Annotated in this window: 31 protein-coding genes; 16 read left to right on the top strand and 15 right to left on the bottom strand. The window is 72.9% G+C overall.

All coding sequences use genetic code 11. The annotated features are described in order from the left end of the window. Positions 1-141 precede the first annotated feature (141 nt). A complete protein-coding gene (locus tag COGEMETH_RS16845) occupies positions 142-1,578 on the top strand; it encodes a protein adenylyltransferase SelO (RefSeq protein ID WP_238183757.1) in 1,437 nt (478 codons plus the stop codon). On the opposite strand, the gene COGEMETH_RS16840 is transcribed toward COGEMETH_RS16845, so the two are convergent. Beyond that, a complete protein-coding gene (locus COGEMETH_RS16840) occupies positions 1,548-1,739 on the bottom strand; it encodes a hypothetical protein (RefSeq protein WP_238183756.1) in 192 nt (63 codons plus the stop codon). The two genes, COGEMETH_RS16845 and COGEMETH_RS16840, sit on opposite strands and share 31 nt — an antisense overlap. A gap of 173 nt (positions 1,740-1,912) precedes the next feature. Between COGEMETH_RS16840 and COGEMETH_RS16835 the strand changes: the two genes are divergently transcribed. Beyond that, entirely contained in the window at positions 1,913-2,140 is a 228-nt protein-coding gene (locus COGEMETH_RS16835; protein ID WP_238183758.1) for a hypothetical protein, read from the top strand. Between the two features lie 41 nt (positions 2,141-2,181). After that, complete coding sequence (locus COGEMETH_RS16830; RefSeq protein ID WP_238183755.1) at positions 2,182-2,538, top strand: hypothetical protein; 357 nt, start codon at positions 2,182-2,184, stop codon at positions 2,536-2,538. Positions 2,539-2,541: 3 nt separating this feature from the next. Here COGEMETH_RS16830 and COGEMETH_RS16825 read toward each other — a convergent pair whose 3' ends face one another. From COGEMETH_RS16825 to COGEMETH_RS16810, 4 genes are all read right to left on the bottom strand, one after another. Beyond that, entirely contained in the window at positions 2,542-3,684 is a 1,143-nt protein-coding gene (locus COGEMETH_RS16825) for a GNAT family N-acetyltransferase (protein ID WP_238183754.1), read from the bottom strand. After that, positions 3,684-5,117: a lipopolysaccharide biosynthesis protein gene (locus tag COGEMETH_RS16820; RefSeq protein ID WP_238183753.1), complete on the bottom strand. Its 1,434-nt coding sequence runs from the start codon at positions 5,115-5,117 to the stop codon at positions 3,684-3,686. Before COGEMETH_RS16820 ends, COGEMETH_RS16825 begins: the two co-directional genes overlap by 1 nt. Before the next feature lie 175 nt (positions 5,118-5,292). Next, positions 5,293-6,618, bottom strand: a complete 1,326-nt coding sequence (locus tag COGEMETH_RS16815) for a calcium-binding protein (protein ID WP_238183752.1) — start codon at positions 6,616-6,618, stop codon at positions 5,293-5,295. 374 nt (positions 6,619-6,992) lie between these two features. Continuing rightward, positions 6,993-8,201, bottom strand: a complete 1,209-nt coding sequence (locus tag COGEMETH_RS16810) for a calcium-binding protein (RefSeq protein ID WP_238183751.1) — start codon at positions 8,199-8,201, stop codon at positions 6,993-6,995. Between the two features lie 427 nt (positions 8,202-8,628). Between COGEMETH_RS16810 and COGEMETH_RS16805 the strand changes: the two genes are divergently transcribed. Continuing rightward, the gene (locus COGEMETH_RS16805) at positions 8,629-10,137 is read left to right on the top strand and encodes a DEAD/DEAH box helicase (protein ID WP_238183750.1); all 1,509 of its coding nucleotides are present in this window, start codon (positions 8,629-8,631) and stop codon (positions 10,135-10,137) included. A 92-nt stretch (positions 10,138-10,229) separates the two neighbouring features. Here the strand turns inward: COGEMETH_RS16805 and COGEMETH_RS16800 are convergent, their stop codons facing one another. Then, entirely contained in the window at positions 10,230-11,051 is an 822-nt protein-coding gene (locus tag COGEMETH_RS16800) for an FkbM family methyltransferase (protein WP_238183749.1), read from the bottom strand. 113 nt (positions 11,052-11,164) lie between these two features. Between COGEMETH_RS16800 and COGEMETH_RS16795 the strand changes: the two genes are divergently transcribed. From COGEMETH_RS16795 to cysC, 5 genes are all read left to right on the top strand, one after another. Then, complete coding sequence (locus COGEMETH_RS16795; RefSeq protein ID WP_238183748.1) at positions 11,165-11,350, top strand: YegP family protein; 186 nt, start codon at positions 11,165-11,167, stop codon at positions 11,348-11,350. A 183-nt stretch (positions 11,351-11,533) separates the two neighbouring features. After that, positions 11,534-11,803: a hypothetical protein gene (locus COGEMETH_RS16790; RefSeq protein ID WP_238183747.1), complete on the top strand. Its 270-nt coding sequence runs from the start codon at positions 11,534-11,536 to the stop codon at positions 11,801-11,803. Between the two features lie 144 nt (positions 11,804-11,947). Beyond that, on the top strand, positions 11,948-12,076 hold the full coding sequence (locus COGEMETH_RS25635; protein WP_283215011.1) for a hypothetical protein: 129 nt from the start codon (positions 11,948-11,950) through the stop codon (positions 12,074-12,076). Between the two features lie 70 nt (positions 12,077-12,146). Further along, a complete protein-coding gene (locus COGEMETH_RS16785; protein ID WP_238183746.1) occupies positions 12,147-12,572 on the top strand; it encodes an acyl-CoA thioesterase in 426 nt (141 codons plus the stop codon). 99 nt (positions 12,573-12,671) lie between these two features. Beyond that, positions 12,672-13,283, top strand: coding sequence for an adenylyl-sulfate kinase (gene cysC / locus COGEMETH_RS16780; RefSeq protein WP_238183745.1), 612 nt, complete (start codon positions 12,672-12,674; stop codon positions 13,281-13,283). Positions 13,284-13,314: 31 nt separating this feature from the next. Here the strand turns inward: cysC and COGEMETH_RS16775 are convergent, their stop codons facing one another. Both COGEMETH_RS16775 and COGEMETH_RS16770 read right to left on the bottom strand, forming a co-directional pair. Continuing rightward, the gene (locus tag COGEMETH_RS16775) at positions 13,315-14,889 is read right to left on the bottom strand and encodes a helicase HerA domain-containing protein (RefSeq protein WP_238183744.1); all 1,575 of its coding nucleotides are present in this window, start codon (positions 14,887-14,889) and stop codon (positions 13,315-13,317) included. A 349-nt stretch (positions 14,890-15,238) separates the two neighbouring features. Further along, positions 15,239-15,631 carry a hypothetical protein gene (locus tag COGEMETH_RS16770; RefSeq protein WP_238183743.1) on the bottom strand — a complete coding sequence of 131 codons (393 nt, stop codon included), beginning with the start codon at positions 15,629-15,631 and terminating at the stop codon, positions 15,239-15,241. 156 nt (positions 15,632-15,787) lie between these two features. Between COGEMETH_RS16770 and COGEMETH_RS16765 the strand changes: the two genes are divergently transcribed. From COGEMETH_RS16765 to COGEMETH_RS25630, 3 genes are all read left to right on the top strand, one after another. After that, positions 15,788-16,795 (top strand): P1 family peptidase, encoded by a 1,008-nt coding sequence (locus tag COGEMETH_RS16765; RefSeq protein WP_238183742.1) that lies wholly within the window; start codon positions 15,788-15,790, stop codon positions 16,793-16,795. A gap of 138 nt (positions 16,796-16,933) precedes the next feature. Next, positions 16,934-17,179, top strand: a complete 246-nt coding sequence (locus tag COGEMETH_RS16760) for a hypothetical protein (RefSeq protein WP_238183741.1) — start codon at positions 16,934-16,936, stop codon at positions 17,177-17,179. Positions 17,180-17,286: 107 nt separating this feature from the next. After that, a complete protein-coding gene (locus COGEMETH_RS25630) occupies positions 17,287-17,418 on the top strand; it encodes a hypothetical protein (protein ID WP_283215010.1) in 132 nt (43 codons plus the stop codon). 9 nt (positions 17,419-17,427) lie between these two features. On the opposite strand, the gene COGEMETH_RS16755 is transcribed toward COGEMETH_RS25630, so the two are convergent. The 3 genes from COGEMETH_RS16755 to COGEMETH_RS16745 form a co-directional block, all read right to left on the bottom strand. Next, positions 17,428-17,709 carry a hypothetical protein gene (locus COGEMETH_RS16755; RefSeq protein WP_238183740.1) on the bottom strand — a complete coding sequence of 94 codons (282 nt, stop codon included), beginning with the start codon at positions 17,707-17,709 and terminating at the stop codon, positions 17,428-17,430. Positions 17,710-17,736: 27 nt separating this feature from the next. Next, entirely contained in the window at positions 17,737-17,943 is a 207-nt protein-coding gene (locus COGEMETH_RS16750) for a hypothetical protein (protein ID WP_238183739.1), read from the bottom strand. 122 nt (positions 17,944-18,065) lie between these two features. Further along, positions 18,066-18,779 (bottom strand): DJ-1/PfpI family protein, encoded by a 714-nt coding sequence (locus tag COGEMETH_RS16745; protein ID WP_238183738.1) that lies wholly within the window; start codon positions 18,777-18,779, stop codon positions 18,066-18,068. Positions 18,780-18,867: 88 nt separating this feature from the next. On the opposite strand from COGEMETH_RS16745, the gene COGEMETH_RS16740 reads away from it, so the two are divergent. From COGEMETH_RS16740 to COGEMETH_RS16725, 4 genes are read left to right on the top strand one after another with little or no spacing between them, the layout of a single operon-like run. Further along, positions 18,868-20,577: an ArnT family glycosyltransferase gene (locus COGEMETH_RS16740; RefSeq protein ID WP_238183737.1), complete on the top strand. Its 1,710-nt coding sequence runs from the start codon at positions 18,868-18,870 to the stop codon at positions 20,575-20,577. Beyond that, positions 20,574-21,326: a glycosyltransferase family 2 protein gene (locus tag COGEMETH_RS16735; RefSeq protein WP_238183736.1), complete on the top strand. Its 753-nt coding sequence runs from the start codon at positions 20,574-20,576 to the stop codon at positions 21,324-21,326. Before COGEMETH_RS16740 ends, COGEMETH_RS16735 begins: the two co-directional genes overlap by 4 nt. Next, positions 21,320-21,685 carry a lipid-A-disaccharide synthase N-terminal domain-containing protein gene (locus tag COGEMETH_RS16730; RefSeq protein WP_238183735.1) on the top strand — a complete coding sequence of 122 codons (366 nt, stop codon included), beginning with the start codon at positions 21,320-21,322 and terminating at the stop codon, positions 21,683-21,685. The genes COGEMETH_RS16735 and COGEMETH_RS16730 overlap by 7 nt, the downstream gene beginning before the upstream one ends. A gap of 54 nt (positions 21,686-21,739) precedes the next feature. After that, on the top strand, positions 21,740-22,342 hold the full coding sequence (locus COGEMETH_RS16725) for a pyridoxamine 5'-phosphate oxidase family protein (RefSeq protein ID WP_238183734.1): 603 nt from the start codon (positions 21,740-21,742) through the stop codon (positions 22,340-22,342). A 4-nt stretch (positions 22,343-22,346) separates the two neighbouring features. Here the strand turns inward: COGEMETH_RS16725 and metC are convergent, their stop codons facing one another. The 4 genes from metC to COGEMETH_RS16705 form a co-directional block, all read right to left on the bottom strand. Then, positions 22,347-23,528: a cystathionine beta-lyase gene (gene metC / locus COGEMETH_RS16720; protein WP_238183733.1), complete on the bottom strand. Its 1,182-nt coding sequence runs from the start codon at positions 23,526-23,528 to the stop codon at positions 22,347-22,349. A gap of 152 nt (positions 23,529-23,680) precedes the next feature. After that, complete coding sequence (locus tag COGEMETH_RS16715; protein WP_238183732.1) at positions 23,681-23,962, bottom strand: type II toxin-antitoxin system RelE/ParE family toxin; 282 nt, start codon at positions 23,960-23,962, stop codon at positions 23,681-23,683. Next, positions 23,959-24,192: a hypothetical protein gene (locus COGEMETH_RS16710; protein WP_238183731.1), complete on the bottom strand. Its 234-nt coding sequence runs from the start codon at positions 24,190-24,192 to the stop codon at positions 23,959-23,961. The genes COGEMETH_RS16715 and COGEMETH_RS16710 overlap by 4 nt, the downstream gene beginning before the upstream one ends. A 172-nt stretch (positions 24,193-24,364) precedes the next feature. Continuing rightward, on the bottom strand, positions 24,365-24,548 hold a 184-nt coding region (locus COGEMETH_RS16705; RefSeq protein WP_238183730.1), incomplete at its 5' end, for a hypothetical protein.

Raw genomic sequence — 24,548 nt, 5'->3', positions numbered from 1 at the left:
CCTCGCTCACGCGAGGCCCACCCTCCCCCACGGAGGGGGGAGGGAGCAGTGCAGGCCGGGAAACGGAATCGGTCCTGCGGGCTTTGACTCCCCGACCGGCCCGTGACGCCGCACCCTGCCCCGACCGGAAGGCCCGTTGCCTTGACAGAGACCGCCGCCGACTTCCGCCCCTCCCGCCGCCACGCCGACCTCGGCCCCGAGTTCTTCGATGTGGTCGCCCCCGCCCGCTTCCCGCAGGCGGTGCTGCGCTACCGCAACCAGCCATGGGCGGAGCGGGTCGGGCTCGGGGGGCTGTCGGAGGCCGACTGGGTCCGGCATTTCGGCCGGTTCGAACCGCTGCCGGGCAGCTTTCCCGAGCCCCTGGCGCTACGCTACCACGGCCACCAGTTCCGCTCGTACAACCCCGATCTCGGCGACGGGCGCGGCTTCCTGTTCGCGCAGATGCACGACCGTGCGGACGGGCGCCTGCTCGACCTCGGCACCAAGGGCAGCGGGCGCACGCCCTGGTCGCGCAGCGGCGACGGGCGCCTCACCCTGAAGGGGGGCGTGCGCGAGGTGCTGGCGACCGCGCTCCTGGAGGCGCAAGGCGTCCACACCTCCAAGAGCTTCAGTCTGATCGAGACTGGCGAGTCCCTGGAGCGGGGCGACGAGCCCTCCCCCACCCGCTCGGCCGTGATGGTGCGCCTGAGCCACGGGCATATCCGCATCGGCAGCTTCCAGCGCTTCCTGGCGCTGGAGCAGCCGGACAACATCGCGAAACTCCTCGACCACACCATCGCGACGCACCGGCCCGAACTGTGGCGCGAGGCCGTGGCGGACCGGGCCGCCGCCTTCCTCGGCGACGTGGTCCGGCGGGTCGCCCGCACCGGGGCGCAATGGGCGGCGGCCGGCTTCGTGCACGGGGTGCTCAACACCGACAACATCAACGTCACCGGCGAGAGCTTCGATTACGGCCCCTGGCGCTTCCTGCCCCACTACGATCCGGACTTCACCGCGGCCTATTTCGACACCAGCGGCCTCTACGCCTTCGGGCGCCAGCCGGAGGCCCTGTTCTGGAACCTGACGCGGCTGGCCGACTGCCTGCTGACGCTGGCGCCCCAGGCCGCCCTGGAGGCCGAGCTGCAGGCCTTCGGGCCGGCGCTGCAGGATGCCTTCGCCGAGACCCTGTTCGCCCGCCTCGGCCTGGCGCCGGCCGACGAGGCACGCACGAACCGCCTCGTCGCCGCGATCTGGCGGTACCTGGCCGAGAGCCGCGCCCCCTTCGAACGCTTCTTCTTCGACTGGTACGGGGGGCTCGCCGCCGCGAAGCGCGCCGAGGCCGGGCCGTCCGCCGCGCTCTACGCCTCCGAGGCCTTCGCCCCCGTGCGCGCGGCCCTCGACGGGCTGGCGCCGGCTGCCGGCGCACGACCCGACCACCCGTATTTCTCGGGCGCGCCCTGCACCCTCCTGATCGAGGAGGTCGAGGCCCTGTGGGCGCCGATCGCGGACGCGGACGACTGGTCCGCGCTCGAGGCCAAGCTCGCGGCGATCGGCCTGATGGCCGACGCCTACGGCACGGCGCCGTCGCGCGCGGCCTGAGCCGCACGCGCCTCCTCGGCGGCCTCCGCCTCCAGGCGGCGGCGTTCCTCCGCGTGGCCGGCGGCGATGCCGATATCCACGAAGCGCCGGGTCACGCGCAGCGCCAGCCAGAACAGCAGGGCGCAGGCGGCAACCGCGATGGCCGCCTTGAGGGGGTTCACCGGCCCCTCACGCGGGGGCGCCTCGTGGTCTCGTCCCGCATCCGATCCTCCCCGCCGCGCGTTCCCGCCGCAGTGCCATCGCCGCCCCCGGTCCCGCAAGCGGGATGCGCGCCGACACGCCAGCGTCTATCTGGGACCATCCGTCCTCCCGCTCCGACAAGGACACCGTGAGCCTGCGCGAGACCTTCCACATCGAAGTCCTCGGCCCGGAGGCGGGCGAGGTGCAGAGCCGCATCTCCGTGCGCGTCGAGGGACTGGCGCCGGCCCAGGAGCGGGCGCTGCGCCTGTTCGCGCGGGCGCGGGTGCCGCAGCGCGTGGGCGAGCCGGCGGAGGCCGTGCGGGTGATCGACGGGGCCGGCCGCGAGGTCTTCTTCCGCAGCCGCTTCGACGACCTCGGCTGATCGGCGCTCGCCGCGGGGACCGCGCGCGCCATAATGCCGGGATGCGCCCCGCCCTCCTCGTCCTCGGCCTGATCCTCGGGTTCTGCGCCCTGTTCCTGCGCAGCTACACCCTGCCGCCCGCTCCCGACCGGCAGGGCGGCACCACCCTGTCCCTGGACTGGCCGACCCGCCCGGTCCTCGGCAGCCCGCGGGCGGATTGCCTCGGCACGCCGGAGGCGGAGCCCGTCATCGCCTGCCTGATCGCCTCGGTGAACCGGGCACGCAGCGGGGGGATTCCGCTCCTGTCGCTGCGCTTCTGCGCCCCCTGCCACGACTGGTCCCAGCGCATCGCCCTGCTCGGCCGGGACGAGGCGGCGGCGCAGGCGCGCCTCGCCCAGATCGCCCGCTTCGGCTGGTGAGGCTCAGCGCCGCGCCGCGCGCCAGCGCGAAACGCGCTCGCGGGCGCGCTCCAGCGCGGCGGCCAGGGGGAAGAGCGGGTCGCCGCCCGCCGCCTCGACCAGGGTGTGGGCGATGGCGCGGCGCCCGGTCCAGAACATCTCGGCCAGCCGGTAATCGGGGGCCGCGCAGGAATCGAGCCGCGTGAGGTCGCCCTCGCGCAGGATCGCCTGCGTCAGGCGGTGGACGAGCTGCACGCCGGGGGCGCCCGCGGCCTCGGCCTCGTCGTAGGAGATCTTGAGGAACCACGCCTCCGGGCCGGTGAGCGGCAGGATCGCGGCGGCCAGCGTCCGGCCCTCCCGGCGCAACCGGTCGATGCGCACGCGCCCCTGCGCCCCGAGTGCCTCCACCATCGCCCGCATGAAGGCGGCCTCCTGGGGACGGTGCCCGAGCGCCGTGCCGGCCCGGCCCTTCCAGCCCCCGGTCTCCAGGGCGACGTATTCCTCCAGGGCGGCGGCGAGGGCGCCCGGCTCGCGGATCGTCTCCAGGGTGACGGGGGCAGAGGCCCCGAGGCGCTCGGCGGCGAGCCGGAGCTTGCGGCGGCGCTTGCCCGTCATGTGGCCGAGGTAGCCCGCCCGGCCCTCCGCCCCGAGCCCGGTGACGTCGAGGACGGCGCGCTCGTGGCGCCAATAGGTGGCGCTGCGGGTGCCTGAGTGCGCGAGGAGGTCGGCAAAGGGGCCCGTCGCGGGGGCGTTCGGCATAAGCAGGCGCGGCGCGAGCCCGAGGGCACGGGGGGCGGCGAGCAGGGCCGCCAGGGCGCGCTCGGGTGCTTCCGCGTCGAGGAGGGGCGCGCCGAAGGGACAGAAGCCGTGCGTCCAGCCCATCAGCAGCGGCAGCGGCAGGCCCCAGCGGGTGCGCAACGTTCGGAAGGGCCAGAGGGCGGCCAGCCGCGCGCCGGGCTCCTCCGGCAGCCTGTCGGCGACGACGAGCAGACGCACCCCCGCCCCGAAGGCCGGGGCGGCGCTCACGGCGTAATCCGCCTCGTAGAAGGGGTTGGCGACCAGGGCGCTCACACCGAGGGCGCGCCAGGGCTCGATCCAGGGGGTGTCCGATGTGAGGGGCCGCAGGGCCGCGACGAGGCCGTTCGGGAGTCGGGCGGTGTCCCGCATCAACGCGTGCGAAAAGCAAGACGGCCCCGGACGGCGCGGGCGATGCCCACCACGTCGTAGCGCCACGCCACCGCGACGAAGCCCGCGACCAGCAGGACGAAGCGCAGGGCCTGGCCCGCGGGCGCGAACCCCCACGGCGTCAGGCCGATCGCCCAGAGCAGGAGGGCGCAGGCCAGCGCACCGCCCACGATGCCGAGAATGTCGGCCCCCGGCAGCGGCATCGCGATGGCGCCTTCCGCCCGCCAGCGCGCCCCCAGGATGAAGACGAGGCAGGCCGCCCCCTGCCCCGCGGCGAAGGCGATGGCCGCGCCCATCACCCCGAAGGACGGGATCAGCAGGAGGGCGGGCCCTGCGACGGTGACGAGGGCGGCCACCGAGGCCGCGAGTTCCAGCCGGCTGGTGCGGGCGAAGTAGATCACCTGCCCGAAATAATGGGCCCGCAGGGTCATCAGGATGCTGGCCAGGATCAGCACCGGTGCGAGCCGCTGCGCCTCAGCGCGGTAATCCGGCCCGAGCAGGATCGCGATGACCACGTCGTCGAAGGCGGAGAAGAACACCGCGCCGAAGGCCGCGAGCAGGGCGATGGCGCGGGCGGCGTCGGCCAGGATCGCGGAGGCCGCCGGCCAGCCGCCGAGGCGGGCCTCGCGCTTGGCGATCGGGATCATCGACAGGGTCAGCGCCTCGCCGAAGACGACGAAGCTCTGCTTCAGGAAGTCGGCGATGGCGCCGTAGGCGCCGAGTTCCTCGGGGCCCACCGTCCGGCCGATGATCAGCCGGTCGAGGCTGGCGGCCAGCGCCGCGGTGCCGAAGGAGAGGGCCAGCGGCCAGCCGTAGGCGAGGAGGCGGCCTGCCTCTACGCGGCTGCCCCGCCCGCCCATCAGCGGCAGGACGGCGGCGACCGCCGGAAGGGCGGCCAGCGCGTTGGCGGCGGCCACCGCCAGGGCGAGATGCAGGGGGTCCTGCGAGAGGTGCAGCGCCGCGCTGCCGAGGCCGAGCATCAGCACGGCGCGGGCGACGACCGAGACCGCGACCGTGCCGGCCCTGAGGCGGGTGCGGGCGATCTCGGCACTGGCCTCGAACAGGGTGATGCCGACCACGAGGGCGACGACCGCGCCCGTTATTCCGGCGGGGACGAGGCCGAAGGCGGCCGCCAGCCCGCTGCCCAGGCTCGCCAGCACCACCGTGCCGGCCAGGATGCGGGCCAGGGTGGCGACCTGCACGCCGGCGCGGGCCTCGTCGTAGAGCGCGAAGAACGCGTATTTCGGCCACTGGCAGGTGGCCCCGTAGAGCACCAAGGCCCAGGACATGACGTAGAGGTAGGCGCCGTAGCTCTCCACCGGGGCGAGCCGCGTGAACACCGCCACCGAGGCGAGGTTCAGGATCGCGGCGAACCCGCGCGAGCCGACATAGGTCAGGGTGTGGCGCGCGATCATCGGGCGGCCGGCCGCCGGACCGTCCGCAGTGGGACGGACGGGCCGCGGGGCCGTCCGGCCGCGGAGGCGGAATCCCGCTGCGGGGCGCGTCTGTCCCTTAGCGGGACGATGGTGGGGGGCTGGCTGCATGGCACGCGAGCCCTCTGCACCGGCCGTGCCGCCGGGCGGGCGAGCCTTATGCCAGGAAGGCCGCCTGGAACTGTGCGGCGGTGATGCCGGCCAGTTCCACCGAGCCGCCCCCGGACAGGGTCAGCAGCGCATCGCCGTTGCCGGCGCCGGCCAGCGTGTAGGTCTGGCCCGAGAGGTCGAGGCGGTCCCCTTGCGCCTGCGAGAAGCCGAGGACGAGGTCGATCCCGGAATTCTGGCCGAAGACGTAGCGGTCCGCGCCGAGGTCGCCCGAGAGCACGTCGTTGCCGAGATCCCCGTAGAGCACGTCGTTGCCCTGGCCGCCGAAGAGGGTGTCCGCGCCCTGTCCGCCGAACAGGGTGTCGGCCCCGAGGTTGCCGAGCACCACGTCGTCGCCGAGGTTGCCCAGCACCACGTCCTCGTTCTGGCCGCCGTAGAGGGTGTCCTGGTTCTGGCCGCCGAACAGGGTGTCGTTGCCCTGGTTGCCGAAGAGCGTGTCGTCCCCCTGGTTGCCGTAGAGGATGTCGTTGCCGCCGCCCGCCAGCGCCACGTCGTTGCCCGTGCCCAGCATGATCTCGGAGGCCAGCGGCCCGTCCGTGATGGAATCGTTCCCAGGCGTGCCGGTGCGGCGCACCAGGATCGGGTCGCCGACATCGGTCAGGATCGCGAGGTCGATGTCGGCGATCCCGTAGCGCACGCCGCGGAAGTAGTTCACCCCGTTCATCAGCCCGGCGACCGGGTTCGTGCCGGGGGACTCGGAGACGTTGCCGTAATGGCCGTAATTGCCCGTCGTCAGCGGGACGGCCGCGCCGTAGACCGCGAGCGCCGTGGGTCCGTAGAAGCCGAGCCCGCTGCCGAGGGCGGCGACGTTCGTGTCGAAGGTGTTGAGGTAGTTGCCCGGTAGCGCGCCGGTCGTGCCGTTGCGGAAGCCGTTGAAGCCCAGCGCATGCCCGAGTTCGTGCGTGAAGACCGAGACCGCATCCGTGCGGTTCGTGGGGATGGCCGGTGCCGAGCCCGGCGACGGATCGAGCCAGAGTTCGTTGCGCAGGTAGGCCGGGTCCACGGTGATCACGAGGTCGGGGCCCGTGCCGGTGACGTCGCGCCCGGTCGCGAGTTCGAAGCCGGCGCTGTCCTGGTACAGGGTCATGCCGTTGTAGGTGCCGACCACGCCGGTCGACGCGCTGCCGCCCTGCGCCCGGCCCACCGCCGTCGAATCGATGCGCAGCAGTATCTCGATGTTGGCGGAGCTATTCAGGTACTGCGCCCACAACCCGCTCGCGTAGAGGATGTTGGCGATCAGGCTCGCCCGCAGGTCGGACGCCTGGTTCGACGGATCATCGAACGACACCGTGAAGGTCGGCTGCGGGGCGGCCATCGGGAATATCTCCGGGATCGGGGCGAATGCGTCGAAACGGGGGTCCGGATTTTGGGATCTGTCCGGATAAAGTCGGATTTAACGCAGACGACGGAAAGACCCATCGCCGTTGCGTGACAAGCTTGACCTTGGGAATACAGGTCCTGTCCGGCCTACGCAATCCTTCGATGTGCCGGGACGCGGATGACATCCCGGCTAATCCCACCCGGTCCCTCATACCGAGGTGCGGCGCCAGCCGCCTCGGGATGAGGGGGATGGATCGGACGAGCGTCGGTCGGCAGCACCGGAGGCTACGGGATTCCGCACGCGGAGCGCGACAGGACAGGGCCGTACGCACCCACGGTGCGGATCGAAGCGGGTCGGTCCCGCCGCGCTCAGGCCAGGAAGCTCGTCTGGAACTGCGCGGCGGTGATGCCGGCCAGTTCCACCGAGCCGCCGCCGGAGAGGGTCAGCAGCGCATCGCCGTTGCCGGCGCCGGCCAGCGTGTAGGTCTGTCCCGAGAGGTCGAGGCGGTCCCCTTGCGCCTGCGAGAAGCCGAGGACGAGGTCGATCCCGGAATTCTGGCCGAAGACGTAGCGGTCGGCCCCGAGGTCGCCCGAGAGCACGTCGTTGCCGAGGTCCCCGGACAGCACGTCGTTGCCCTGGCCGCCGTAGAGGGTATCCGCCCCCTGCCCGCCGAACAGGGTGTCGTTGCCGAGGTTCCCCAGCACGACGTCGTCGCCGAGGTTGCCCAGCACCACGTCGTCGTCCTGGCCGCCATACACGGTGTCCCGGTCCTGGCCGCCGTAGAGGGTGTCGTTGCCGAGGTTGCCGAACAGCACGTCGTCGCCCTGGTTGCCGAACAGCACGTCGCCGCCGCCGCCGCCGGAGACGGTGTCGTTGCCGCCGAAGGCCAGGAAGGTGTCGCCGTTGCCGCCCAGCGTGATCAGGTCCGCGCGCCCCGTCCCGACCGGCGCGCCGATGTCCTGGAGGATGCCGAGGTCGACCTGGCCGATCTCCTTCCGGGTGCCGGAGGCCACCGCCGGGTTCATCAGGTCGTCACCGATGCTGACATGGCCGAGGCCGGAGGCCAGGGGCACGGGCGCCCCGCTGTTGGCGATGGTCGCGTTGGGGCCGGTGAAGAAGGAACTGCCGTCGATGGTCTGCACCGCGGCGGCGTAGGCCGTCCGGTCGAGGTAGAGGAAGCCGAGGCCGTGGGCGATCTCGTGCTCGAACACGGTGCGGGCGTCGATCTGCCCCGCGGGCACGGCCTGCGTCCCGGTGGGGTCGTAGAACAGGCGGCTGTAGTAGTCGCTGCCGATCTCGATCGCGATGTCGGGTTCCGCGCCGTCCGGATCGGTCCCGGTGCGGATCTCGCTGATCGGGTTCGGGGTGAGGCTGCCGCCGGTGCCGTTGAAGTTGGTGCCCCCCGTGGCGATCGTGCCGGCATCCAGGCTCTGGATGCTGAGGCTGATCTCGATGGTGCCGTAGCCCTGGAGGTAGGACGCCCAGGCGTTGGCCGCGCTCTGGACCGTCTGCAGGATGCGCTGGGCGTAGGTTCCCGCAGCCGACGCGTCGGCCCACGAAACGCTGAATGTCGTCACGGCGCCTCTCCCCTCGTTTCGAACGACTGTACCGGTGCCCGGCGGGCGTTCCATGTCCGGGTTCGTCGCCGCACCGCTCCGTTACGCGCCCGCGCCGGCCGTGTGCGTGTCCTGCGTCACACACTGCGTCACTTGCGTCCCCTCCCCACCTTCGGGCCGGCCTCCGATTGACTTCGCAGCCGCGAGACCGCATATCGCACCTGCAGCGTCAGCGGCCGACAGATGGGCCCGCTTGAGGGGGTTGCGTGACGGATCTCAGGACCGCGTTCAGCGGGTTCCGGGTGCCGGCCCCTCTCTTCAACGTGCATGCACCCAGGCCGCCCCATCACGCGGGCAGCCTCCTGCCAATGGACCGCCCACCCAATCCGCGTCGCCGCTCGTGAGCGTGCCGCCCGGCCGGTCCTGCTGCATCGGAAGAAGTTCCTCCTTGACCCAGTTCACCGATTTCGGCCTCGCCCAGCCCGTGCTGAAGGCGCTCGAAGAGGCCGGCTACCACACCCCCACCCCGATCCAGGCCCAGGCGATCCGCCCGGCCATGGAAGGCCGCGACCTCTGCGGCATCGCCCAGACCGGCACCGGCAAGACGGCGGCCTTCGCCCTGCCGATCCTGCACCGCCTCAGCCTCGAGAACCGCCGCGCCCCGCGCCGCGGCTGCCGCGTGCTGGTGCTCTCGCCCACCCGCGAGCTCGCCAACCAGATCGCCGAGAGCTTCTCGGACTATGGACGCCACCTGCCGCTGACGAACACCGTGGTGTTCGGCGGCGTCACCATCGGCCGCCAGGAGCGGGCGCTGGCGCCCGGCGTCGACATCCTCGTGGCCACGCCCGGCCGCCTGATCGACCTGATCGAGCGCCGCTCGCTCACGCTGGAGGGCGTCGAGATCCTCGTCCTCGACGAGGCCGACCAGATGCTCGACCTCGGCTTCATCCACGCCCTCAAGCGCATCGTGAAGATGCTGCCCGCCAAGCGCCAGAGCCTGTTCTTCTCGGCCACCATGCCCAAGAACATCGCCGGCTTGGCCGACCAGTACCTGCGCGATCCCGTTCAGGTCGCCGTCACCCCGGTGGCCACCACGGCCGAGCGCGTGGAGCAGGAAGTCATCTTCGCCCATACCGGCGCCAAGCAGGCGCTGCTCGCCCACATCCTGCGCGACCCGAAGATCGAGCGCGTGCTGGTCTTCACCCGCACCAAGCACGGGGCCGACCGCGTCGTGCGCGGCCTCGACAAGGTCGGCATCGCGGCGTCCGCCATCCACGGCAACAAGTCCCAGCCCCAGCGCGAGCGGGCGCTGGCCGCCTTCAAGGACGGCGCCTGCCGGGTGCTGGTCGCCACCGACATCGCCGCCCGCGGCATCGACGTCGAGGCGGTGAGCCACGTCGTCAACTTCGACCTGCCCAACGTGCCCGAGAGCTACGTCCACCGCATCGGCCGCACGGCGCGGGCGGGCGCGGACGGGCTCGCCATCTCCTTCTGCAACGACGAGGAGCGGGCCTACCTGCGCGACATCGAGCGCATCACCCGCCAGAAGATCCCCGTCGCCCCCTTCCCCGAGGGCTTCCAGCCGCCCTCGCGCCAGGAGGCGGCCGAGATCGCCCAGGCCGAGGAGCGCCGTCCCGACACCCGCGGCCAGCAGCGCCCCGGCGGCGGCCGTCCGGGCCAGCGCCCCGGCCAGCGCCAGGGCCGTCCCGGCGGCGGCGCCCGTCCTGCGGAGGCGGGCCGTGGAAGCGGCCGTCCCCAGCAGCAGGGCCGGCCGCAGGGCGCCCAGGAGGCGCGTCCCGCCCGTCCCCAGGGCGAGAACCGGCCGAGCCCCGCCCGCACTGAGGCCCGTCCCGACAACCGGCCGCGCCGCCCCGACGCCCGTCCGCGCAACGCGGGCGGTGCCGGCGCCAGCGAGGGCCGCGCCATCGGCTGGCTGGACCGCGCCCCGCGCTCCTGATCGGCCTCGACCTGAACGGAAAAAGCCGCCCCGGACCTCCGGGGCGGCTCTTTTTTGGGGGTTCGTTCGAGGCCCCCGACAACTCAGGCGGGTTAGACGATCTCGTCGAGCCCCGCCGGGATCGCCGCGCCCTCGGGAACGGCGAGGATGTTGAGTTCGGTCGCGTCCCCGAAGATGTTGTCGGCGCTGCCTTTGAAGTTCTGGGGGTTGAAGGCGGGCGTAAGGTGCCGGAACAGCCGGTAGCCGAGCCCGCGCAGCAGCGCCTGGATCTCGCCCAGGCCGGACGCCGCACCCGCGGCCTGCTCGAAATAGACGACGGGGCGCGTGCGCTCCAGGGTCTCCCGCGAGCCGAGCAGCACGTCGAGTTCCATGCCCTCCACGTCCACCTTCATCAGGGCGCAGTCCGACAGTTGCAGGCTGTCGACCGTGATGAGCGCGAGCTTGACCGGCAGGCCCTTGGGCCGCGGCGGGAGGGCGTGGACCGGGACCCCGTGGATGCTGCGGCCGTGCACGTCCGGGAAGAAGCTCTTGGCGCCGACGTTGTCGGAAGGGGGTGTCAGGCTCGACTCGACCAGGGCGGGCTCGGCCCCGGCGAGCACGGGAAGCGCCGTGACGACCTCGGCCAGCCCGTTGACCAGTACGTTGTGGCCCAGCAGCGCGAAGGTCGAGAGCTGGCCCTCGATGGCGATGACGCGCCCCGTCGGCCCGACGAATTCGGCGAAGGCGAGGGTGTGGGTCCCGACATTGGCGCCGACGTCCAGCGCCGTGTCGCCCGGTCCGAGATAGGGCCGCAGGAGCGTGATCTCGTTCTCGGCCCATTCGCCGTAGCGCCGGAGGGATTGGGCGATGCACTGATCGGCCGCGAAATGCGCCAGGACGCCCCGGCGGGTGGCGTGGAAATCGATCGTGCTCATGGCGGACAGGGCTACCGAAGCGGGCGGCCCCTGGCAACCGGAGCGACCCCTCATTGCAGGGCGCCCGCCGCGCCCCATCTCAGCCGGGCCAAGACGAGCGGGAGCGCCTTTCGATGCGGTTCGAACTCTACCGGGATGCGAAGGGCGAGTGGCGCTGGCGGCTGCGGGTGCCGAACGGCAACGTCGTGGCCGATTCTGCCGAGGGCTATGCCCGCCGCGAGGATTGCGAGCACGGGATCGGCCTGGTGCGCCAGAGCGGCTCCGCGCCGACCGTCGACATGACCACGAAGATCGCCTGACCCGACAGGTCTCGGTAACCTTCCGCGTCGCGCACCCCTTGCCCGCGGCGCCCGACGCCCTCGTTGAGGGCGGGGTGCGAAACGCTTTCGGAGGCTCGTGCGTTTCAGGCGCTCGGGCATCCGGATCGGCCGAACGACAGATCCGCCCGACGACAGACGTGCCCCACGAGAAGGAGTGACAACGTGCTGAGGAAAGTCCTGCTGGCCGCCCTGCTGGTGCTCGGCTTCGCCGCCGCCGTGCCGCAGGGGGCGTCCGCCGCCCCGGTCGGCCCCGGCCTCGCGCTTCCCGCCGAGGCGGCGCCCGCCACCGCCGAGAAGGCGCAGTACTACTACCGCCGCCGGTTCTACCGGCCCCGCCCCTACTACCGTCGGCCCTATTACGGCCGCCGCTTCTACGGCCCGCGCCCCTACTACCGCCGCCCCTTCTACGGCCCGCGGCGTTTCTTCTACTGATCCGCGCCCGCAAGGCCTGAGCGTCCATGCCCGGCGGCTCCCCCGAGCCGCCGGGCTTTTTCGTGCGCATCCGGCAAAACTGCTGTAGACTTTCCCTTTCGAGACGGCCGGCATCAGACTTGGCCGCTCGGGAGGAACGATCCCATGCACGACATCGCGACCCGCGAGGTGGCCACGCGCGACCTCTGGCAAGCCATCCCCCTCGAATGCCTCGTCTGCGCGCTCGCCGTCTTCCTGGCGGCCGGCCTCCAGCTCGCCGGGCTGATGCCCTGACCCCGCTTCCGGCGCAGGCCGGACCGGGGATAGACTGGGCACCCTTGCGAACGGGACGAGTGGGAACGGCATGGGCGGGACGACGGCGGACGAGATCCGGGCGGAGCAGCCGCAGGGCGACCTGACGGTGCGCACCATCGCCATGCCCGCCGACACCAACGCCAACGGCGACATCTTCGGCGGCTGGGTGCTGTCGCAGATGGACCAGGCCGGGGGTATCGCCGGGGTCGACCGGGCGCAGGGCAGAGTCGTCACCGTCGCGCTCGATGCCATGACCTTCATCCGCCCCGTACGGGTGGGCGACGTACTCTGCGTCTACACGCGGGTGGTGCAGGTCGGCCGAACCTCGATGAAGATCGAGGTGGAAGCCTGGGCCCGCCGCTTCCGCACCCCGGTACGCGAGAAGGTGACCAAGGCGACCCTGACCTTCGTCGCCATCGACGACCAGGGCCGCCCGCGGCCGATCCCGCCGGAGGAGCATCTGCCCCTCACGTGATCGTGAGGAGACGGTTTCGTTCTTCGCCGGGCTCCCGTAGAAGACCGTGCCGGATCGGGCACGGGTCCGGTCCGCCGCCATCCGGGAGAGACCGAGCCGTTGCCGCAGAGCCAGCCCGCATCCGACAACCTGACCTGGCAGACCCTCCAGCCGCGGGAGACCCGCTGGCGCAGCCTCGGCCAGCGCCCGGCCATCGCCTGGTTCACGGGGCTGTCGGGGGCCGGCAAGTCGAGCATCGCCAACGCCGTCGACCGGGCGCTGACGCGCAACGGGCGCCACACCATGGTGCTGGACGGGGACAACCTGCGCCACGGCCTCAACCGCGACCTCGGCTTCAGCGCCGCCGACCGCCACGAGAACATCCGGCGCGCGGCCGAGGCCGCCCGGCTGATGGCCGAGGCCGGCCTCGTGGTCGTGGTCTCGCTGATCTCTCCGTTCCGCGAGGAGCGGGCCACCGCCCGGCGCATCGCGGGCGACGTCCCCTTCCTCGAAGTGTTCATCGACACGCCGCTCACCGTCTGCGAGGCCCGCGACCCCAAGGGCCTCTACGACCGGGCGCGGGCCGGCAAGATCCCGGACTTCACCGGCATCTCCGCCCCCTACGAGCCGCCGCTCGCCCCCGACCTGACCATCACCACCCAGGCCGAGACGGTGGAGCAATCGGCCGAGATGCTGATCCCGGAACTCCTGCGCCTCAGCGCGCCGGGCTGAGAGAGCCGACCGTCCAAAAACCCCAAAAGAATCACTCGGCGGCGAAGAGGCCCCAGCGTCCGGCCGCGGGTTCCGCGTCGGCCTCCGGCGCGGGGGCCGGGTCCGCCTTCGGGTCGCCCGGCGCGGTCTCGCAGGCGAGCGCCGGCAGGGCGATGACCCGGCTCCCGCGAAAATCCGTGCGGCAGACGATGGCCCCGCGGCTCTCCATGTAGCCGAGCAGCCGCCGGGCGCGGCCGGGGGAGCGGCTGCCGATGGCCCGCGCCAGGGCCGCGTCCCCGGGGCAGGCCTCGCCCGCCAGGGCCGCGCGGGCGATCAGCAGGAACAGGCCCTGCACCTCCTCCGGCATCCCGGCGGCGGTGGCCTGGGCCTGGGCCCAGGGCCCCTCCTCCTCCGAGCCGGCCTCGGGGGCGTCCGCGATCCCGGCGCGTGCGACGCTGAGCGAGCGGCGGAAGGCGGGCAGGCCGACGCGCTCCCCGTCGAGGCCGCGCATCCGGCAGCGCACCAGAAAATCCTGGTAGACCACCGCCACGGATTGCCGCCCGGCATCCGCGTCGGCCACCAGCCCGCGCAGGACGGCATCGCACCCGGCCCGGTTCTCGGTCTCGTCCAGGGCCGGCGCCTCGGGGGGCGCCTCGGGCCGGTGGGCGGCGAGCTGGCGCATCAGGTCGGCGGGCGTGACGCGCGGCGTCCCCACGGGCCGGGGCGCGCGCGGGGCCAGCCCCGGCATCTCCTCGGCGGGCGCCAGGATCATCGCGCGCAGGTCCGCGCCGGCGGTCGCCGGCAGGGGGATGAGGTTTCCGGGGGCCGCCCGCGAGGAGGTTGTCACCGCGCCGATCCGCAGGGCCAGCGGCCGGCGGCTCAGGGCCGGCCCGAGGGCCACGAAGTCGCCGCGGGCGAGGTCGCGAAACCGCTCGGCGCCGCGGCGGTCCAGCCCCAGGAGGTCGGCGGCCCGCGCCATGTCGATGTCGAGGAAGGTGCGGCCCATCAGGAAGTTGGTGGCCTCGGCGGCGACGTTCTTGGCGAGCTTGGCCAGCCGCTGCGTGGCGATGATGCCGGCCAGCCCCCGCTTGCGCCCGCGGCACATCAGGTTGGTCATCGCGCCCAGCGACACCTTGCGGGCCTCGTCGGACACGTCGCCGGCCGCGGCCGGGGCGAAGACCTGGGCCTCGTCCACCACCACGAGGCAGGGATACCAGTGGGCGCGCTCGGCCTCGAACAGCCCGCCGAGGAAGGCGGCGGCCGCGCGCATCTGCGCCTCCATGTCGAGGCTCTCGAGATCGAGCACCACAGAGACCCGGTGGGCGCGCACGCGGGCGGCGATGGCCTGGAGGTCGGCCTCGGAATGCGACCCGTCGACCACGAGGTGGCCGTGCGCCTCGCCCAAGGTGACGAAGTCGCCTTCCGGGTCGATCACAACCTGCTGCACCAGGCCCGCGCTCTGCTCCAGCAGGCGCCGCAGCAGGTGCGACTTGCCCGAGCCGGAATTGCCCTGGACCAGCAGGCGCGTGGCGAGGAGCTCTTCGAGGTCGAGGCGCGCCGGCTGCCCCGGGCCTGCACCGTCGAGGCACAGGCCCATCTCGATCATGCCGTCGATGCCGACCGCCATCGTCGCTCCGGTTCCGCGTTGCCGGCGGGAGACCTAGCACGGGCGGCCCGCCGCCGGTGCGGCAGCCGCGCGACGCGTCCACAGGGTTGGCGCCGCAGGGGGGCTGCGGCCGTGCGCGAACGGATGCACACATTGCTTTCAAGAAGAGCCGCAACATAACCGCGGGCCTCTCCTCCCCCTTGTGGGGAGGAGCCGGAGGTGGGGGTGGTGCAGACGGCACCGCACCGCTTTATCCTGAACCACCCCCACCCCTGACCCCTCCCCACAAGCGGGAGGGGAAACGCGTTCCGGAAGATGGACTTATCGGGTCACAGGCGACGTCTGACTCCGCCAGGGAAACGCGAAAACCCTACTTCTTCGGCGTGATCATCTCGACGCCGAGCTTGGTCTCGCCCTTGAAGGCCCAGATGCTCTTGTAGCCCCCCGCCTCGTCGTCCACGAGGAGCGCCGCTCCGGAGGAGCCGTCGCTGACGAAGCTGGCTGCCAGGATGCGCGCGTCGCCCACGGCGAAGCCGTCGTACTTGTCGCCGCCGATGTTCCAGCTCAGCTTGAACGTGTCCTTGCTGGTCTGGGTGATGACGAGGGTGCCGGTGTAGTCGGTGCCCTTCTCGCCGTTGTTGCCCTTGACGGCGTAGGTGCCGGCCCCTCCGGCCAGCGCCGGCAGGCTCAGGCCCAGGCTCGGACTCAAGCCGAGCCCGGCGATCAGGCCCAGGCGGGCGAGCTTCAGGACACTGGATGTCATGCTGGTGTTCCCTGGCCCGGCCGGCTCGGGCGCGACCGATGGGCCGGCCCGAACCGGGTGGCAGGAAACGCCGCGCCGGGCCATGCCTCGGCGTCCCGAAATCTTGGACGCGCGTCCGGTTTCCACACCCCGCGGCCCCGTGGCAGGATGATGCCCATGAGGCGCAACCGCATCACCGACATCCCCGGCCTGCGCGTCGGCCATGCCGGCGACGCGCGGATCGTCAGCGGCGTCACCGCGATCGTCCTCGATCGCGCTTGCGTTGCGGCGGTGGACGTGCGCGGCGGCGGCCCCGGCACCCGCGAGACCGACCTGCTCGATCCCGAGCGCACGGTGGAGGGCATCGACGCCCTCGTGCTCTCCGGCGGCTCGGCCTTCGGGCTGGATGCGGCCTCCGGCGTGGTGGCCTGGCTCGCCGAGCAGGGCCGGGGCTTTTCGGTCGGCGGCATGCGGGTGCCGATCGTGCCGGCCGCGATCCTGTTCGATCTCCTGAACGGCGGAGACAAGGCCTGGGGCCGCTATCCGCCCTACCGGGACCTCGGATTCGCCGCCGCCGCCGCAGCCGATGTCGCGTTCGATCTCGGCTCGGTCGGGGCGGGGCTCGGCGCGCGGACGGCCAACCTCCGGGGCGGCCTCGGCTCGGCCTCGGCGGCCGTCCCCGGCACCGCGTTCCAGGTGGGGGCGCTTGCCGCCGTCAACGCCTTCGGCCGGGCGACCGTGGGCGAGGCCCCGCATTTCTGGGCCGCGCCGTTCGAGCGCGGGGCGGAGTTCGGCGGCCTCGGCTGGCCCGCCGCGATCCCGGCAGACGCCCTCACCTTCCCCGTCCGGACGCTGCCGGGGGCCGCCACGACGCTCGCCGTGGTCGCGACCGACGCGGCGCTGACCAAGGCCCAGACCCGGCGCCTGGCGGTGGCCGCCCAGGACGGGCTGGCCCGCGCGCTCCAGCCGGTGCACACGCCGCTCGACGGCGACGTGGTCTTCGCGCTGGCCACCGGCCAAATGCCCCTGGCCGACCCCATCGCCGACCTCGCGCGCCTGGGGGACATGGCCGCGCAGGTGCTGGCGCGGGCGGTGGCGATCGGCGTGTTCTCGGCCGCCACGCCGCCGGAGGGCCTCTCGGCGGGGATGCCGCCTGCCTGGCGCGACCGCTTCGGGACGGGCTGACGCCGGCGCGGGAGTGGCCGGGCGCCCACCTATCTTTCCCGGAACGCCGGGCGCATGGTGGGCCATCACCGGACGAGCACCGCAGGCTCCGGTGGCTGAGGGTACCCGTGCCCCCGCCTGTAGACCGGACGGGCGTGCATGTCGGACCTCCTCCCCTTCCCGAACAGGGCCGGAACCCCGGCCGGGGGCTCCACCTACCGCGCCTTCCGCTTCGACAGGTCCCGCACGATCCGCTCGTCGGAGACGATCGACGTGGCCACCGATGCGGCCGCCACGAAGGCCGTGAGCCTGCTCGCCAACACCCACGGGATCGAGCTGTGGGAGGGTGCCCGCTTCATCATCCGCTTCGGACCCCTCGACGCGCCGGGCCTGCGCCCGGTCTGAGACGGGCGGCCGAAGCGCCGGCCCGTCGCTCGCGCGGACGGGCACGAGATTGCAAGACGACGTTCCAAACCGGTCATCGGGACCGGCCGTTGCAGGGAGTAGACGCCATGGCGACCGAGAAGAAGCGCGGCAGTCGCGAGACCAAGAAGCCGAAGAAGTCGGTCCCCAAGACCAACGCCGCGGCGCCCTCGACGAAGGACGCCGTGAGCAACGCGGTCAAGGCGGCCGGCCGCAAGTAGCCTTTCGCCTCACACGGCGTCGCGGGCGTCCTTCAGAAGATCCGCGAGGCCGGAATCGACCTCGGCCGCCAGCATCGCGCGCTCCGGCGCGGTGAGGTCGCGGGACCAGGCCGCGCCGGCGAAGCCCTCGGCGCAGCGGGCCCGCTCGGACGCGATGTAGGCCTCCGTCTCGGCCGGCTGCGTCCGCATCGCCTGGACGAGCCCGAACCACGCCGCCCGCTCGACCACGGCGAGCCGCGCGCGCAGGCGGATGTGGACGGCCCGCTCGGGGCTGACGGGTTCGTCGCTCATGATGGCCGCCTCACGTCCTGTCCGCGCTCAGCGCCGCTGCTCGCAGCGGGTCTTCACGTAGCTGTCCTTGCTGCTGCCGAGGCCGGCATTGGCGGCCAGGATCGGGCCCTGGAGCAGGCATTCCTGCAGGGAATGCGCGGGTCCGGTCAGCACGTCCGATGCGGTGGCGCGGTCGCAGTCCGGGGCCTGGACCGACGAGGCGCAGATCAGGGCGACGACGAGGATTTCGTTCATGGCAGCTTCCGCGGCTCCGGCCGGTCGGCGGGACGCCAGCATGGCAAGAGCCCGGGCGCCCGAAGGTTCCGAGTCCCGATGGGATCGCCGTTCGAGACGGCCGGGCCTGGACCGGGCCGGCCTCATCCGTCGTCGGAGACGGCCCAGTCGGCGCGCGATACCCGTGCGCCGGTGATGGCGGCCACGATCCCCTCGCGGGTGGCGCGGCTGCGGGCGAGCCGCGTTCGTGCCCCGGCCAGGGCCTCGGGCGGCGCGGTCTCGGGCGTTCCGCCGGGGAACGGCGGCGCGGGGGCGTATTCGAGGTGGAGCTGCACCGTCTCGGCCTCGGTGCGGCCGGCGAGTTCGGCCACCACCGTGAGGGCGAAGTCGAGGCCCGCGGTGACGCCGCCGCCGGTGATGAGGGTGCCGTCCCGCACCACGCGCTCGCGCACGGGGATCGCCCCGAAGGCGGCGAGCAGGTCGAGGGCCGCCCAGTGCGTGGTGGCGCGCCGCCCCTTCAGCAGCCCGGCCGCGCCGAGCACCAGCGCGCCGGTGCAGACGGAGGTGAGGTAGCGGGCGCTCGCGGCCTGCGCCCGCAGGAATTCCAGGGTGGCCTCGTCCCGCATCAGCGGGTTCACGCCCGCCCCGCCGGGCACGCAGACCACGTCGAGCCGCGGGCAGGCGTCGCGGGTGACGGTAGGCAGGATCGTGAGGCCGGTGGCCGAGCGCACCGGCTCCAGGCTGGCGGCCACCACGTGCACCTGCGCCCCCGGCAGTGAGGCGAACACCTCGTAGGGCGCGGTGAGGTCGAGCTGCTGGACGCCGGGGAAGGCGAGGAGGCCGATCTGGATCGTCATGTGCGACTCCATCCGTGGGGACCCTTTCTTAGCATCCGGCCGCGCCCGCATTTGACTTTCGAGGCCCGTTCTCCAACACGGGCGCGTCATGCAGACGAGCCTCGAAGCCGGCCGCGCCGCGCAAGCCCCAGCCGACTGGATCGACCGCGGTCTGGCCGAGGCCTGCGCCAGCCATGCCCGCGCCTGCGCCTGGCTGCTGGCGCTCTGCCTCCTCTGCTTCCTGCCCGGCCAGGTCTCCCTCCAGCCGATGGACCGGGACGAGCCGCGCTTCGCCCAGGCCTCCAAGCAGATGCTGGAATCGGGCGACTTCGTCGACATCCGCTTCCAGGGGGAGGCGCGCCACAAGAAGCCGGTGGGCATCTACTGGGCCCAGGCCGCGGCGGTGGCCGCGGGCGAGGTTTTGGGCGTCCCGCATGCCCGCACGACGATCGCCCTCTACCGCCTGCCCTCGCTGATCGGCGCCACGGGGGCCGTGCTCCTGGCCTACTGGGCCGCCCTCGCCTTCCTGCCGCGCCGCGGCGCCCTGCTGGCCGCCGCCCTGTTCGGCGCCTGCCTGATGCTCTCGGCCGAGGCGCGGCTCGCCAAGACCGACGCCCTGCTCACCGCCTGCACGGTGGCGAGCTTCGGGGCGCTGGCCCGCGCCTGGCTCGGGCGCGGGGCGGGTCTCCCCTGGCGGACCGCGTCGATCTTCTGGCTCGGCCTGGCGCTCGGCATCCTGGTCAAGGGGCCGATGGTGCCGCTCTTCGTCGGCCTGCCCATGCTCGTCCTCTCGGCCAAGGCGCGCTCGGCGCGCTGGCTCCTGGCCCTGCGGCCCTGGCACGGGCTCGCCCTGACGCTGCTGATCGTGGCGCCCTGGTTCGCGGCCATCGCCTGGAAGAGCGGCGGCGCCTTCTTCTCGGAGGCCGTGGGCCACGACATGCTCGCCAAGGTCGGCGGGGCCAAGGAGAAGCATTGGGGGCCGCCCGGCGCCTACGCGATCGCCTTCTTCGCCACCTTCTGGCCGGGTGCCGCCTTCGCGGCGCTCGCCATCCCCTTCGCCTGGCGCGCGCGCGGGGAGGACGCCGTCGCGCTGCTGCTCGCCGCGATCGTGCCGGCCTGGCTGACGTTCGAGGCGGTGCCCACCAAGCTCCCGCACTACGTCCTGCCCCTGATGCCGATGGTCGCCATCCTCACCGTGCTGGCGCTGGACCGCGGCGGCCTCGATCCGCGCCGCCGGGGCGCCGGGCTCGTCGCCCTCCTCGTGCCCGCGATTCCCCTGGGCCTGACCCTGGGGCTCGCCTACGCCGCCTGGCACCTCGACCGGATGCTGCCCTGGAGCGCCCTGCCCCTGCTGGCGGGCGCCTGCCTCGTGGCGGGCGCGGCCTGGATCGCCTTCACCCAAGGGCTGCCGGAGCGCGCCCTGGTGCTGGCGGTGGCCGCCTCCTGCCTGCTGTCGCCAGCCGTGTTCGGGCTGGCGCAGGGGGCGATCCCGGCGCTGAAGGTCTCGAACCGCCTCGCCGCCATCCGCGACAATCTCCCATGCGCGAACCCGCAGGTGGCGAGCCTCGGCTACCGGGAGCCGAGCCTCGTCTTCCTGATCGGCACCGACCTCGCCACGCCCGCCGGCGGGGCGCAGGGGCGCGACTTCCTCCAGGCGGGCGGCTGCCGCCTGCTCTTCGTGGAAGGGCGTGAGGCTGCCGGGTTCGACGCCTCCTGGCCCGTGGGCGCGGCCGTGCCCAAGGTCGTCGGGCAGGTCTCGGGCTTCAACATCAACGGCGGCCGGCGGGTCGACCTCACGGCCTATGCGGTGACACCGTGAGCGAGTCCGTCCGCCTCAGCGTCGTCGTGCCGGTCAAGAACGAGGCCGGCAACATCGCGGCCCTGGTGGCCGAGATCGAACGCGCCTGCGCGTCGCTGTCCCCCTTCGAGGTGATCTACGTGGACGACGGCTCCACCGACGCCACGCCTGCGGCCCTCGACGCGGCGCGCGCCGGCCGGCCCTGGCTGCGGGTGCTGCGCCATGCCCGCAGCGCCGGCCAGTCGGCGGCGGTGCGCAGCGGCGTGGCCGTCGCGCATGGGCCGATCGTGGCCACCCTCGACGGCGACGGCCAGAACGACCCCGCCTTCATCCCCGTTCTGGTGGCGGCCCTGGAGTCGGCGGGCGAGACCGCGGGCCTCGCCCAAGGCCAGCGCCAGGGCCGCAAGGACGGCCGCTTCAAGATGATGCAGTCCCGGATCGCCAACGGCGTGCGCGGAAAGATCCTCAAGGATGCCACCCGCGACACCGGCTGCGGCCTCAAGGTGTTCCGCCGCGCGGTCTACCTGCGCCTGCCCTATTTCGACGCCCTGCACCGCTTCATGCCGGCACTCATCGCCCGCGAGGGCTTTTCCGTCGTCCACCGCGACGTGGTGGACCGGCCGCGCTTCACCGGCGTCTCGAATTACGGCCTGTTCGACCGGCTCTGGGTCGGTCTCCTCGACCTCGCCGGCGTGTGGTGGCTGATCCGGCGCAAGCGCGCGAGCCCGCAGGCGGCCGAGATCCCCGCGCCCGGAGCCGTCCGATGCTGATCCAACTCGCGCGGGACCTGCCGGACTACTTCTACGACGTGTTCGTCACCCGGTTCGATTTCTGGCTGGTCTTCGGCATCCTGGCACAGCTGGTGTTCGGCTCGCGCTTCATCCTGCAATGGCTGGCCAGCGAACGGGCGGGCCGGAGCGTGATGCCGCTCTCGTTCTGGTTCCTCTCCATCGTCGGCGGCCTGATGACCCTGGTCTACGGCTTCGTGCGCCGCGAGCCGGTGATCATCATCGGCCAGGGCCTCTCCACGGGCATCTACCTGCGCAACCTCGCCCTGATCTTTCGCGAGCGGGCGCGGCGCCGGGCGGGCGCGAAGAGGGCGCCTGCGGCAGGGGGAAGCGATGCTTGATCGCGCCCCGGCCCCGTGCTCGTCTGCCAGGATGACGCCCCGCCTGCGCCCGCGATGAGCCGGGACCCGCTTCCCGCCTTCTACGACGACCTCGACGCCAGCCTCGCCGAACTCTGGCGCCTGCTGGCGGACGGGGTCGGCCGCAACGGCAGCGCCTTCCACACCCCGGCGCTCGCCACGGTGGACGGCGCAGGGCGCCCGCGCCTGCGCACGGTGGTGCTGCGCGCGGCCGATTCCGCGGCCGGGACCCTGCGCTTCCACTGCGACCGGCGCTCCGACAAGGCCCGCGAGATCGGCCGCGCGCCGCTCTGCGCGCTCCAGGGCTACGACGCTGCGGCCAAGGTCCAGATCCGCGTGGAGGGCGAGGCCACCCTGCACACGGACGACGCGATCGCCGATGCGGCCTGGGCGGCGGCGCAGGCCATGAGCCGGGTCGCCTATGGCGGCGAGCCCGGCCCCGGCACGGCCCTGCCCTCGGGCGACGCCTACGTGCTGCCCGATCCGGAAGCCGCCGTGACGCTCGGCCGCCCGAACTTCTGCGCCGTCGGCGTGCGCGCCACGCGCCTGGACTTTCTGTACCTCGACCGCCGCGGCCACCGCCGCGCCGGCTGGCGCCGCGACGGGGCGGTGTGGACTGGGTCGTGGCTGGCGCCGTGAGCGCTCATCTCGCCGCCCGCAGCCGCGCGAAGCCCGCGTCGAGGTCGGCCTTCAGGTCCGCCACGTCCTCCAGGCCGATGTGGAAGCGCAGGCCCCAGCCGCCCGGCGCCCAGGCGGTGGCGGTGCGGTAGGCGGCGCAGTCGAAGGGGATGACGAGGCTCTCGAAGCCGCCCCAGGAAAATCCCATCCCGAAGAGTTCGAGGCCGTCGAGCATCGCGGCGAGCGCCGCCTCCGGCACGGGCTTCAGGACCACCCCGAACAGGCCCGAGGCGCCGGAGAAGTCGCGGCGCCAGATCGCGTGGCCGGGATCGTCTGGCAGGCCGGGATGGAGCACCCGCAGCACCTCCGGGCGCGACTGGAGCCAGCGGGCCATCTCCAACCCGGCGCGCCCGTGCTCGCGCAGGCGTAAAGGCATGGTGCGCAGGCCGCGGAGCGCCAGAAAAATGTCCTCGGGGCCGGCGCAGGGGGCGAAGTGGTCGAAGGTGCGGCGCACCGCCGGCCAGTGCTTCGCGTTGGCCGAGGTCAGCCCGATCAGCAGGTCCGAGCCGCCGCTGAGGTACTTGGTGCCGGCCTCGACCGCGATGTCGACTCCGCGCGCGTGGGGCGGGAACAGCAGCGGCGTCGCCCAGGTGTTGTCCATGATGACGGTGCCGCCGCGCGCATGCACCGCCTCGCCGATCGCCGGCACGTCCTGCATCTCGAAGCTCTGCGAGCCCGGCGCCTCCACCAGCACGGCCTTGGTGTTCTCCCGCATCAGGTCCCCGATGCCGGCCCCGACCAGGGGATCGTAGTAGGTGGTCTCGACGCCGTAGCGGGCGAGCACCCCGTCGCAGAAGATGCGGGTCGGGCGGTAGGCGGAATCGGTCACGAGCAGGTGGTCGCCCGCCGAGACGGAGGCCATCAGGGCGATGGTCAGCGCGTTGAGGCCGGAGGGCGTCACCACCGTCCCGGCCGCGCCCGCCAGCTCCGTCCAGGCGTCGGTCAGGGCGTCCATCGTCGGCGTGGCCGAGGTGCCGTAATTGTAGCGCCCGCGCCGGTGCTTGATGGCATCGTAGGTCGGGTAGAGCACCGTCGAGCCGCGGTAGATCGGCGTGTTGACGAAGCCGTGCTGGGCGGACGGGTCGCGCCCCGCATGGACCAGCCGGGTCGCGGCGCCGAATTTTTTTTGGGGATCTGTCTCGGACATGGTGGCTCGGAGATGAGGGCTCTGCTGCGGTGCACGAAGCCCACCGTGGCGGGGCAGGTCAAGCGCTGGGCGGCTCTCGCCGGCGCGAGCTTTTCCTCCGCGCGACGTTGCCCGGGACGGACATCACGGAAGACCGGCTTCGTAAGGTGCGCTTACTCTTCGTCCCGGCGAGCCGCATGGCGGACGGCGAACACGTCCACCGCGTCGTCCGCTTCCCGCACGCCGTAAAAGATCAGGTATGGATAGCGAGGCAGGGCAAGGCGGCGAACGCCCTCACGCAGTACATGGCCGACATGAGGATAGGTCGCGATCAACGCGAACCCATCCTGGAGCGCATCTTCGACGCGCCGGGCTGCTTGCGGGTTGCGTGCAACGAGATAGGCCGCGATCTCGAACAGATCGTTCTCGGCGCGCGGGGTAAGCCGCAGCTTCACGTGCGGGCGCGTCGGAAGGCGCGGGCGACGATCTCGCTGGCGTCACCGTCGGCAAACGCGCCCTGCGCCGCCTGCGCCATCCCCTCCAGCACGGCGGCCCGGTGCTCGGGCTCGATCTCCAGCAGCTCGCCGATGCCGGCCAAGCTGAGCATGGCTTCGGCGATGCTGTCCTGTTCGGCAGACGGCATCCGCCGCACGGCGGCGACGGCCTTTTCGAGCAGCTCTGTCATCGGTTCACCTCCGGCGCCAACTTATCATATCCGGCCGTCGCCACGTCGCCACGTCGCCGCGTCGTCCCCACCCCTCCACAGGCCCGAAGAGGCGGAATCCGCCCCCGGACCCGGCGTTTCGGCCTTTGGTCACGGTCCCGACGCTAGGACGGAGGCCGGATGCGGCGTCCGCTCATGCCGGGAGCGGGGAGCCGCGGCGCGGTCGACCGGAGCAGATTCCACGGCCCTCTCCCTCGAACTGCCGAAGGCGCTGTTCCGGCACTGCCTCTGCCGGCTCGGTCTGCTCGACGCCTACATCGCGCGGCGCCTGCCGAAGGACCGGGTCGTCGAGCGCCGGCCGGGCCAGGGCCTGGACG

Origin of the sequence: Methylobacterium trifolii (assembly GCF_022179685.1) — a bacterium.
Classification (GTDB): domain Bacteria; phylum Pseudomonadota; class Alphaproteobacteria; order Rhizobiales; family Beijerinckiaceae; genus Methylobacterium; species Methylobacterium trifolii.
The sequence above is the reverse complement of the archived record's forward strand: the minus strand, read 5'-3'. Positions and strand labels throughout refer to the sequence as shown.